Raw genomic sequence first — 11999 nt, 5'->3', positions numbered from 1 at the left:
TTTTGGAAAGCACAAAGGAGTACATAGAGGTGACAACGAATAGTTTTATATAGTTCATTTGAAGGTTAAACCGAATATAACGCGGCTACGTCTCTGAGGAAACAAAAACCTGGAGGGGGAATGTTATGAGGTTCACACATCTGGAAAAGGCAACTACTGTGCTGTTGGATCATCCGGTACGTCTGGCGTCTGCTTATGCAGTCGGTCCAGTCGAGCTTCCGGAAAATTGTGGTGTGGGCAGGGAATGGTCTAGTCATTTTACGCATGAGGAATGGAATTTGGAAAAGGCTTGTAGTGAAGATGGAATTGAGCTTTCAGCAGGGGGAAGGGCAGCATGCCGGTTATTGACCGAGCTTGATCCCCGGACCTCTGAACTGAATCTAGGTGTTTTTCCGCCTTTGGCTGAACAAGAAAGACTTTTGCTGGTTTCAAATCTACGTTGTATGACAGCACAGGAAGTGATTTTCAGACCGTTTGAAGGAACTGGACAAATTTGGATAGATGGAACATTGGTATATGCAGAATCTGGACCCTTTCGCTTATATCTGGAGGAAGGTGACCACACGGTCGTTATCATTGCTGCGTTTATTCCTGATGAGGCTCGTTCTATTCGTGTCAGTGGAAATCAGGTATGCGATGAACCAGATGTGATAGAACTGCGTCGTGAATTCGTAGAGCGTAATATACGTAATCATATGGCTTGGTTAGAAGTTGAGCAAAGTGCTGGCAGGGAGGGAGAAAACAGCCCGATTCTATTTTACTTGTTGCGTAAGGATCGGGTACTTCTTCCCTCAGATCAAACGTTATGGGTCGAGGTAACGAATGATGAGGGTATGAAGTTGGATCGGTTTACAGCCCATTGGGAGCAGGAGCTAAGCTACGCCTGGGATGAGGAGAAGGCCAGGAAGACGGGAATGCTGCACTTCACCGTTACATATCGGGATCATGAGGCCGTAGAACATCATTTTGTGTATTCGGTACTTGTGCGGCCTTTGTCAGTCGTCGTGGAGTGCTTACAGGAAGAGTATGATCATTTCATTCAAGCCTGCGCTAAAGATGTTCTTCATTCTGCGCAGAAAATACAAATAGAGGGTCTGCTTGAGGAATTAAAAAGATTAACGGATTTGCCGGAAGATCCTTTTGAAATCTGGGATTCACGGGTGGTGCGTGAATATATCAAGCTATTAAAACAAATTTTTATGCATGGACATACCGAACAGTCACAGCACCCATCGCTGCTCCAGAAAGAACATATTTTTTTGACGGCTGACGGCATTGGCGAAGGTTTTTTTGTCTCCCGTTTGGACAATAGTTTACAACGGTATACAATCCAGCTTCCCAGCAACTACACGGCTGAGCGACGGTATCCTCTGATCGTTCTAATGCCTGGCAAGCGATATGAGCTGGGGCTACCAGATTTTCAGAATAGAGGTTTTGGGCAGGGCTGGGAAGACGAAGCTATATTTGTTACTTTTTCGTGTCGTGGCGTTACGCTGGGCAGTTATATTGGAGAAGCAGCTTTTTTGGAGGGACTAGATGTCATACTGCAAGCGTACCGAGTGGACGAAGAACGTATCTATCTGACGGGTTACTCGAATGGCGCATATGCTGCCTGGGCGATGGCACAGGCTTATCCTTCTCGGTTTGCAGCTATTGCAGTAATCTCAGGGGCGCCACATCCCAAGCATCTGAAAAATTTGATCAATATGCCAATATTAGATGTATGTGGTGACCAGGATTATTTATTTGCCCAAGCATACACAGCTCCTGTAACAGAGCTTTCATCGAACCATTTTAAAGGTGTGATAGAGCGGCAGTCTAATCATTGGGATACGCATGAGTTAAGACTTTTGGACGGCATACTGGGTTGGCTTATGCAATGGAAAAGAGATGTCGTGCCTCAGCGTATTGCCTATCGGACGGAACGTGGCAGACATAATCGAGCTTACTGGCTGGAACTGACGCGCATGGATGAAAACGAGGAATATGCGGAGTTGTATGGCGAAATGAGCCCCACTGGTGAATTGGATATTGAGGCTGTTCACGCAGAAGAATTTGTGATTCATCTCTCGCAAGAGGACATGTCCTTGGAACTCGCTCAGGTTCGTATTGGAGCCCGCATTTTCATGTTGGATTTACGAGAATACAGCCGCTTTCGCTTTGTTAAAACACACTCGCACAAACGCCCCTCACCCGAATACCGTTTGATTGCTGAACGGGAGGGAGGGAGCAGTGAAGACTCCACCAAAAATGCGGATGCAGCTAAGAGTATTGCGGGTTTGCAAAGCGTGGGAAGAAATGGTGCTAGTCATGGTATGGGTGTACTTGACGTTTATATGGATCGACTTCACATTGTCCTTCCATCCAGCTATGCTACACCGGAGGAGGAGCAGGCGGTGAGACGGACGGCGAACGCCTTGGCTAGCCCACGAACAGCGACTTGGAATCCGTATATCGGTGTTCATTATCCGATGGTGTCTTCTAATGATATTTCAGAGAAAGAGCTAGCTGATAGCAACGTGATTTGTATCACTTCGGATTTGTCCAGACATGAGTTGCTTCAGAAGTATCAAGCGCATCTTCAAATTGCATGTACCGAGGACGGGTATACATGGGGTGACGATTTTACGACAGGCGAATACTGTTTGTCATATATTCAGCCTAGCCCATGGTCAGCAACCCAGCAGATGCTTGTTGTAGCGACCAATTCACTCCGTCTGCTGGGTAAAAACCTTTTTATGCGCAGACTGATTATGCCCGGATATTTTAATGGTCTACACCCGTATTTGAATAAAGAGATTATTGTGTATGATAGCAAGGGAGTACGAGCATTTAACTTTACTTCCATTAGGCATGCTCAGCATAAGCTACAAGGCCAATGAAAGATTCAAGTGTGTTATCATAATCCATATTAAAAAACCGTCTGGAGGCATATTGGCCGATTCTGACGGTTTTTTTACTGCTTCATTGCAGTGATTTATTGATTGGGATACGTCATATATAAAAGGGCATTATGGCAGTCAGCTTTTATACTGCTCCATCAGGTACATGATCTTCACTTCATCGGCCAAATCTCCAAAGGGTTCTAACGGATTCTCCTGAATGATATGATATAAACGTTGGATTCGTTCCTTTGGTAGCTTCCGAACATATCTGGAGATGAAAGCGGCATGGGTGACTACGTAGCGTTTTTTACGGACTGCTGCGCTGGCTACGCGAACGAGAATATCTTCGCCCCCGGCCATTTCCAAAATACGACGCTCATAAAAAACCACATATCGGAATGTCCGATCCTTAATCAGCTCACGATTGAGTCTGGCAACCTCTCCAATGTATCTGACCATAAGGGGTTCAAAGCTTTTGATCAGAAGAGGATCGAGCGTTAATTCCATATCTTTGCGGAGAACAAAAGATTGCAGCAAAGCGACCTGCTGGAGCCTTATCCGATCATTGTGAATGAGTACGGCAATCTCGCGTAGCATTTCATAGCAGACACGCTCACTAAGCTGCCGCAGGGCTACTGCGTTCTTATGATTCACGCCCAATCCTTCCTGGATCTGTCCTATACGGCCTCTGAATAGGCGTATAAGCTGCCTACGCTGTTCATAAAGAACAATGCGGTGCTGTAGAAGGACCAAGGGCACGAGGAGAAACGCACCGACGATACCGCACAGTAGCATTTGCTGTGACGAGTGAGCGAAAAAGATAGAAGCAGCCAGCAACGCAATGCCGACAGCAAGGTCTTTATGAAAATAACGTTTGGCTCTGAGTTTAGCATATTGCTCTACAGGAATCAGCGTATCCCGACCACATGCTGTACATTTCTCTTCCCAAAGGGCGGTGAATTGTCCGCAACGCTTGCAGACTCTCAGCTTTTGGAAGGCATGCTCTGTGCGGGTAAAGGGGCGAAATTGCACAGCCTGCTTGGAACTATTCATTGTGCTCACTTCTCCGATTCAGCAGGGCAAGAAGCTCGGTGTCGATTTGTGCAATCGACGGGGCGCGTTTTTTATGTATATAGTAAATTAGTGATTTAATGGCGACAAAAAGAAACATAATCGCCAAACATCCGTATGAGATCATAGTGTACTTCCTCTTTCTGCTTAGATTTTTATTTTACTGTTTTACATGAGTGGGTTTCGCTAGGGTTATTTTTGTCGTATAAAGGAGAAGACTGGTGCCCGATTGCCCTTGTTGGGGTATAATTATATCATTACTGCAGGATATTGGTAAAATCCCGCGATATAATAGGCTTTTTGGTCGCATTCAGGCCGTTCGGGCAGGATTTTCAGCTAGCGCTCATGTAAAACTCATTATAATTTAATAGTAGTGGAGTACAACTGTAATTTAGAATGAGAATTAATCGGCAAAGGGGTACAAGCGATGTTTAGTAGAGACAGAAAATGGTTTTTGGTCATCGGAATCATATGTACAATGATCATGACTTCGATTTCGGCCTGGCAGCCACAGACGGCGAATGCCGCTTCACCCTCAGCTTCTAAAGTGGATGCGGTGTTGGTAGTCGATGTAAGTAATTCGATGAACACCAGTGATCCTGGGAAGATTGGCAATGAAGCCATGAAAATGTTTATTGATATGTTGTCAACGCAAAATGACAAGGTTGGGATTGTAGCGTATACGGATGTCGTACAACGCGAGAAAGCCTTGCTTAATATTTCATCCGAAGCGGATAAGCAGGAACTGAAGACATTTATTGACGGGCTGAACCGGGGAGCGTATACTGACACCTCCGTAGGTGTCAAGGAAGCGATCCGTATTTTGCAGGATGGCAAAACAGCCGGACATGCGCCTATGATCGTTATGTTAGCTGATGGTAACAACGATTTTAATAAGACGACAGGTCGAACTGAAAGCCAATCCACTCAGGATATGGCGCAGGCTGTAGCCGAGGCTAAAAAAAGCGGTGTGCCGATCTATACCATCGGTTTGAATGCAGATGGAAAGCTAAATAAGAATAAACTCGCCGACATCGCGCAGCAAACGGGAGGCAAGTCCTTTATTACAAGCTCGGCGGACGATCTGCCGAATATTTTGAGTGAAATTTTCGCCAGCAATCTGAAATTGAAAGTGGTGCCTTTGCAGTCCATTACGGCCAACGGCGACTATCAGGACGTTACGGTAACCGTACCAAACGATAGCGTGCTGGAAGCCAATATTTCAATTATGTCCTCGAAACCAGTGGACGCGAGATTAATAGACCCGTCGGGCAATACGAAGCCGATCCCTTCGAGCGATGTACTGCTGTCCAAGTCCAAAAGCTACTCGCTGATTAAATTGCTCAAGCCTGTAGCTGGCGACTGGAAGCTTCAAGTCAAGGGAGTGCAGCAGGATAAGATTGATATTAATCTGGTATTTAACTATGATTTGGAGTTGAAGCTGGACGCACCGCCTGCGAAATCATACAAAAAAGGTGACACGGTTCAAATTCGTTCCTATCTGACGAGCAATAACCAGCACTATCAGGATCAGGAATTGTATGCGAATATGAATGCTGTCCTGAAGGTCAAAGACCTTGATACGGGTACAACAAATGAAGTGCCCCTAACTAACGCAGGGGATGCTTTTACCGGCTCTTATACGATTCCAGATGAGCATGACTATGAACTAACCGTCAGAGCAGAGGAGAAGAGCTTTTACCGTGAAACGCAGCCCGTAACCATCAGCGCCAAAGCTGGGGCGGCGAGTGGTACGAATACTGGCACAACCCAGCCTACGACACCTGCTGAGAAGTCTAAGCTGCTGCCACTCATTCTTTTAGGGGTGGGACTGCTCGTTCTGCTGGTAGCGGCATATTTCATCTGGAAGGCTGTCAAAAAAGCTAATCGTGGCTTTGTCGGCCAGATCGTACTGGAAATCCGGGATGAAAATACCGGCGAAAAGACATACCCGCAGTATAAGAAGCTGAACACCTTCCGGGGCAAATTCAATTTACACCAGTTGCTGCAACTGGCGCCGGAATTTGCCGGAACCGATAAGGTCGTGTTCACGCCAGCGAATCAGGATCGGATCGTGGTGCGTAGCACTCCGGAGATTACGATTGAAAAATCCGGGCGTGCTGTAGACACAGGCAACGGTCTTGAACTGAAAAACGGTGATCGTCTGACGATCCCGCTGGCTAGTGTGGACAAAACCATTTTACTGGAGTTTATTTCAGTAAACAGCTAAACGAACCCTTAGGAGGTCATATCTATGAAACCAGTAGTTAGAGAGCATATCCAACAATTAGACGTATCACTCGGCGGAGGGATCGTAAGCGATAAGATCAGAGTAGATACCATTGATAACCCTATTTTAATTATCGGACTTGGGGGAACGGGGATTGACGCCCTTCTCCGCTTGAAATATCAAATAAACCGCAGATTCAAGCTGCCGGCAGACCCGGTTTCCAAGAAAAAGAGCGAGAAGCCGGATAATGTAGAATTTCTCGCTTTTGAAACGAATGAACAAGACCGTAACAAAAAATACAAAGGGATTGGCTTGGATCCCATCAATGAGTTTGTACTACTGTCCAATGCAGAAATCGGCGGATTGCTGCAAAACCGTAGTATTTTGGAGCCGTACATCACTGACTGGCTGTCTCCCGAACTGAGCATTACCGATGGTATGAACGGGGCGGCAGGGGTACGTCAGGCTGGGCGATTACTATTGTTCACCAAAATCAATCAGGTCGTACAAAGTATTGACAAAAAAATTAAAACCCTGTCTGAAGGCACTAACAAGAAGCTTATGGTGTTTTTGCTGTCTGGATTGTCCGGCGGTACAGGGAGTGGTACTTTCCTCGATATCTCATATATCGTCCGAGGCATCATTGAGCGCGATTATGGTTCCGCTGGTGTAGACCGTGTTAACACACTGGGTTATCTGTTCACGCCGGATATTAATCTGGCGAATAAAAGCCTGAGCGAGCATACGCGTGAATATATTAAAAAGAACGGCTATGCTGCATTGAAAGAACTGGACTACTGGATGAATGTGGACAGTCGTGGCGAACGCTTTAAGCAACAGTACGGTAACATTTTGACTGTAAACTCGCCGCTGCCGCCATTTAATCTGTGTCACCTTATTTCGGCTACGAATACGGAAGGCAAGCTGCTGGAAAATGCTTATGATTACTGCATGAATGTCACCGCTGAGAACATCACCAACTTTATGGCGAGTGAGGAAAAACAGTCAGGCGAAGAGTTCGCCATTCATGACTATATCAGCAACATTCGTACCAATATCGCGCAAATGAATAAGGCGTATCCAGCAAACTATGATTACAATATTATCGGAGCTTCTTCGGCAGTGCTGCCCATGGAGGAAATGACGACATATCTGGCTTACCGGATGTTTGGTAAAATGTCCAAAATGTTTGAGCAAGCGCCGAATCAGGAGGATGTAGAGAAGTTTGCCCGCAAGCTGGGTGTCGATCTGGATAGCATGATCAAAAACTTTGAATCTCGTGTACCTGAGCCGCTTCCGGGTTTTGAGAACAGTGAACGGTTAAGTTATAACAATGTTGTTAAAATGCAAGTAGTCAATATGGACACTGAGCTGGAGCAAACGTTCCTGACGCGTGCCCGCGAAGAGTATATCAAAGCGAAGAAACAACTTCCCGGTGAAATTACAGGACAGTTTACAGACCAAATCCGCCGAATGTTCCTGCATCCCGAGCAAGGACCGTTTTATGTATCTCGCATGATTTATACTGAAAAAGGATTTAGCTTGCTGAAAATGCTGCTTTCCTATGTTGAAACGCTGCGTGAATCGCTGCACCGTATTCCAACGGACATTGAATGGGCGCGTGAGCAAGCGAATGAGAAGCTGGGTGATGCCAAGAGCGCGTTTGTATCCAAGGATAAGAAGAAAAATGCATATATTGAAGCAAAAATTAATGAATATTGGCTGCGGGCTGATGTGGAACGTACAGAGCAGCTCATTGAATTTTATGAAGATCTGTATGACCTACTAAATAAAGAAAATAATCGCATTTATAATGTATTTACTGAAATTTTGAATGCACTGAGTGCCATTTTCGAGAAGAACGGCGATCTGCTGATTAACGGCGAGGAACAATCCGATCACAAAGGAAACAAGACGTACTATTGGAATCTGGTAAGTGTACCGGATATCTCAGAAGTTGTGACCAAGCTGCTGGATAATCGCAATGGTGACGATTTGATCCGTGATTTTGCCCAAGAATTGCTGGAAAATTCAGATCAATGGGTGAAAGATCAGGATATGGATATCATCAGCTCGATTTCTAATTTCTTGACTGACAAATTCGGTGATCTCATTACCCGTTCCATGGAAGATTTCCTGGTCATGAAATACGGACAGGACGAAGCAATTGAAAAATTTGTGGAGCGTTACATTGCAAGCAAGCTGGATGAGGAGGCTGTACCTGTCTTCCATTTGAGCAATAGTTCTGGCAATTTGTACTTCCCGTCATGGGGATTCGTTTCGGTACCTGTACAGTCGCCTAATATCCTGAAGGGCGTTCGCAATTATCAAAATAATGCAATTGGCAAATCGCACTTTACTATTAAAGAAAGTGAAGTCCGTAACCGGATTTTCTGGCTCAATACGCGTAATGGTGTTCCTCTGTTTGTATATACGCCGCTCAAAGTGTATGAAGAGAGCTATGAGAAAACCATTCTTGACCGCGAAGGTATTGGCCGACATCTGGTGCAGACAGGTCAGAACAACTGGACGAATTTGCCGTCGCCGATTCCTGAAAAGTCATGGGGAGAAACTTACGTCAACTCCCGTGTGCAAGCCCACAACGCCCGCATTCGCAATGACTTCGACCGAGCCAAGTCACTCGGCGTGATTCGTGAGAAGGATGTTGATCAAAATACAAGCAGCCGCTTTACTGTAATTCGCTCAAAAGCGCTAGATCTGAATGCGCTACTGGCAGCCTACGATATGCGATTGCAGGAATCCAAGCCGAATTTGGGTGAGGTGAAAAGAGCATGGTCTGAGCTGAAGCGTCTACTAGCTGAAGGGCTTGATCAGGCCGGAAGCAAGGATATTTTTGGCAGCATCAATGAAGAGATGGCGAAGGAAAACCTGATCCGTTCACCAGAGCTAACGCAGGTGGTTCGTGATGAGCTGGCGAAATATATACAAATCGAAGCAAAAGCCGCTGAACTGGAAGCTTTGCTGGGCAAATATCAGGATGAAGAAAAATGGTTGGATCAGTTCATTCAGGCACTCTACACGGACACAATTACGAAAAAAGGCGCTTTGTACGTCTATGATCGTGATGAAGAGGAAGAAGCGTGGGAGCCGTTTGCCAACGTCATGAAAAGCCGCAATTATGTGGAGTTTGAAGTCTTCACAAACTTCCGTGGTTTGGAAGAGAAGAAATTTGCAGCTCTAATGCGCAAGGCGGATCGCCGTGATGCTGTATTGACTTCATCTGAGGATATTACACCACTGCTGGCGAAGTTGGATGAATTGGCTGCAACTTACACAGAGGCTCGCAATCAATTGGAATATGAAAAGGTAGAGCTGGCTAATGGAGCGGAACTTTATGCATTCTATGCTCAAATGGCTGGAAAATTAAACGACATCCGCAGAAAGTTGAAGTAAGTATGAGAGAGCAGCTGTTACGTTATGCGGCTGACTATGCAGCCGCAGAGGACCAATTAATCGGAAGCGGGGATGGACGCAGCAGCATCCATTTCCCGTCCGTGTTTCTTTTTATCGGCGATCGCATGAGCCCGGTGATGAACACAATTGCAGATATCAACCGGACCAAGTGGGATAACAGCACAGGGGTAACCTATATTCAGATTCGCTCACAGGAAGAACATGCGGCTGTAGACCGCTCGGTGGATGCCATCGTTCATACGATAGCAGTACCGGAAGAAAGTAGCCACCAAACGCTACGCCGTGACTTGCACCAGGCTTTTTATACCCATGAATCGAAGTTAATTGAACTTAACACCGCGTTGCGCCGTGCTAGTGGACATCTGGCTGATTACGGACGGTTGTATTCCTCGTTCGAGCGTGTACATTTGTCGATCTTGACAACAGCGGATGATCCCATGAACGTATTAATTCCTGAAATTACGCTGTTGGCAGAGTATATTTTTGCGCAATCTTTTAAATCGGTACAAATGGATTTGTATGTGTTGGTGAGCGAAAGCGATCAGGCTGCCCAATTCGGCTACAGGAGTGCAACATCCGTTGCTTTTATGCGGGAGTTGGATTATATCCAGAGCCCAGCATATACGTTTACAGCACCGCTGCATATGACCGAGGACAAATTGACCATCCCGGTATCCCATGCTCCATCTCCGTTGTTTGATCTTGTCTATGTGCTGTCCGACAAAAATGAGCGCGGCGTAACGGTGGCGAATAGTCTGCGCGAGAGCTGTGATATTATTTGTCACATTCAGCTTCTAAAAAACCGTTATCAGGCAGGAGATTCCTATCGGTCACAGGATGGGGGCTACAATAATACATCGTTTAAGAACAACATCATGACGGAATCCGGGCGGCAGGGTTATGTGTCGGCCGGATTTTCCCGGGTTAACCGCCCTAATCAGTCGATTGCGCTTACAGTGCTGTATCACTTTTATGTGAAGTTGTTAGAGCGTATGAGAACCGAGCAAGAGTGGGACATACGTGATAAGCTAAATTATTTTGGTTTAGATGCTGCCGAGCGTGGCCGCACGCGAAATGATCTAGTTCCTGACAATGAGGCGATCATGGACATGAGCGCACTAATGACCAGCGGAGCCAGTTACGGCTCGTTGAAACGAATGACATTACGTGAAGCAGAGGAAGCCTTGTTTGGTCAGGGCTGCGAAGCCTTTTTCCGTGACAACTGCGAACGGATCGTACATAAACGCTTGGGAGATTTTCAGGCGGATTTGCGTTTGCAGACGGCTGTGAACGCAGCTGCTAAAGAACATCCTCATATCGGCTTTTTCGAGCTGACAGATTGGACAGATGAAAATCAAACAGGAAATGTGCTTACGGCTATTCGGGGACTGATTCGTGATACGTCCAATGATTTGCAGATTAGTGCAGCCGAACTGGATGCGCTGTATAGCGGACGAGTGGAGGATCAGCCCTTTCAACGACTGCCACTTATGGATAAACATAATGTGCGCAGCTTGATCCGTTATCTGACCGAGACAGTCTACGGACATAAATTGCACATGTTGCGGATTCAAGTGGATTTGGAGCTACTTCGCCGCTATGAGCTGGCATTGGAAAAATGGCATGCACAGGCCAAGCATATTACAGTACAGCTTGCCAACCTAGAGCGTGACCTGCATCAAACTGCAACGGACAGTATTCGGCAGGCTGACAGTTACACAGGCCAAAACCTGTTCGAGTACTATGAGCGTGTGACAGAGGATGTCATGCGTGAGCTAGAAAGCAAGCGGGGAAAATCTATATTCTTTGACACCCGGCATATGGGACCTGTATCTGGATTGCTGGATGGAGGTTTATCCGCGCTGGTGGATAGACTTACACAGACCTGCCGTACCTTGATTCTCAGCTCACAGCCATTTAATCAGACATTCGAAGAAGAATTATTACGTCGTGCCAATGTAGCTGCTGCATATGAAAATCGGCGGGTCGTTCCAAAGGATGAACTGTTTAAAAAACTGTATCAAACGTTAGAAGAGCATGGCGGAATTAATGTACGTTTGCTCGACTACACCCATGAGCATCGGTATGAAGAAAAGTACTTCTTTGGTGATTACGAAGGCGAGTTTCTTCCTTATGCGATGGAAGTGGACATTACTTCGCGAATTTACAAGCTGGGTTTTGTGCATGAGCGTCGCAGCAGCGGGGTGGAAAAACTGCATTTGATGGGCGGCTTCCATCTGGAAGATCTGATGGTTTACCGCAACGGCAAAACGTATTATGAGACATATACTGCGAATGGTTTCGTGTTTCATGGAATCGACGTGGACCGGTTGCCGGAATTGCGGTAGCCACATATTATCCTACTTTAATGATGGAAG

Annotated in this window: 5 protein-coding genes; 4 read left to right on the top strand and 1 reads right to left on the bottom strand. The window is 46.1% G+C overall.

Going from position 1 to position 11999, the window contains the following annotated elements; all coding sequences use genetic code 11:
* The first annotated feature begins 125 nt into the window (after nt 1–125).
* The gene (locus ACXHJ1_RS20985) at nt 126–2882 is read left to right on the top strand and encodes a PHB depolymerase family esterase (RefSeq protein ID WP_457905172.1); all 2757 of its coding nucleotides are present in this window, start codon (nt 126–128) and stop codon (nt 2880–2882) included.
* A 138-nt stretch (nt 2883–3020) separates the two neighbouring features.
* Here the strand turns inward: ACXHJ1_RS20985 and ACXHJ1_RS20980 are convergent, their stop codons facing one another.
* On the bottom strand, nt 3021–3938 hold the full coding sequence (locus tag ACXHJ1_RS20980; protein ID WP_457905171.1) for a hypothetical protein: 918 nt from the start codon (nt 3936–3938) through the stop codon (nt 3021–3023).
* 445 nt (nt 3939–4383) lie between these two features.
* On the opposite strand from ACXHJ1_RS20980, the gene ACXHJ1_RS20975 reads away from it, so the two are divergent.
* From ACXHJ1_RS20975 to ACXHJ1_RS20965, 3 genes are read left to right on the top strand one after another with little or no spacing between them, the layout of a single operon-like run.
* On the top strand, nt 4384–6186 hold the full coding sequence (locus ACXHJ1_RS20975) for a vWA domain-containing protein (RefSeq protein ID WP_031463418.1): 1803 nt from the start codon (nt 4384–4386) through the stop codon (nt 6184–6186).
* Nucleotides 6187–6210: 24 nt separating this feature from the next.
* Nucleotides 6211–9600 carry a tubulin-like doman-containing protein gene (locus tag ACXHJ1_RS20970; protein ID WP_107734154.1) on the top strand — a complete coding sequence of 1130 codons (3390 nt, stop codon included), beginning with the start codon at nt 6211–6213 and terminating at the stop codon, nt 9598–9600.
* Between the two features lie 2 nt (nt 9601–9602).
* Complete coding sequence (locus ACXHJ1_RS20965; RefSeq protein ID WP_457905170.1) at nt 9603–11969, top strand: transcription initiation factor TFIID; 2367 nt, start codon at nt 9603–9605, stop codon at nt 11967–11969.
* Nucleotides 11970–11999 lie beyond the last annotated feature (30 nt).

The sequence above is a fragment of the Paenibacillus sp. ALE2 genome, from assembly GCF_054113385.1.
Note: the sequence above shows the minus strand (reverse complement) of the source record. Positions and strands in the feature narration are given on the sequence as shown.

Coding starts and splice junctions, on each gene's coding strand:
- ACXHJ1_RS20975 (WP_031463418.1), top strand. CDS start 4,384: ATGTTTAGTAGAGACAGAAAATGGTTTTTGGTCATCGGAATCATATGT.
- ACXHJ1_RS20980 (WP_457905171.1), bottom strand. CDS start 3,938: ATGAATAGTTCCAAGCAGGCTGTGCAATTTCGCCCCTTTACCCGCACA.
- ACXHJ1_RS20970 (WP_107734154.1), top strand. CDS start 6,211: ATGAAACCAGTAGTTAGAGAGCATATCCAACAATTAGACGTATCACTC.
- ACXHJ1_RS20965 (WP_457905170.1), top strand. CDS start 9,603: ATGAGAGAGCAGCTGTTACGTTATGCGGCTGACTATGCAGCCGCAGAG.
- ACXHJ1_RS20985 (WP_457905172.1), top strand. CDS start 126: ATGAGGTTCACACATCTGGAAAAGGCAACTACTGTGCTGTTGGATCAT.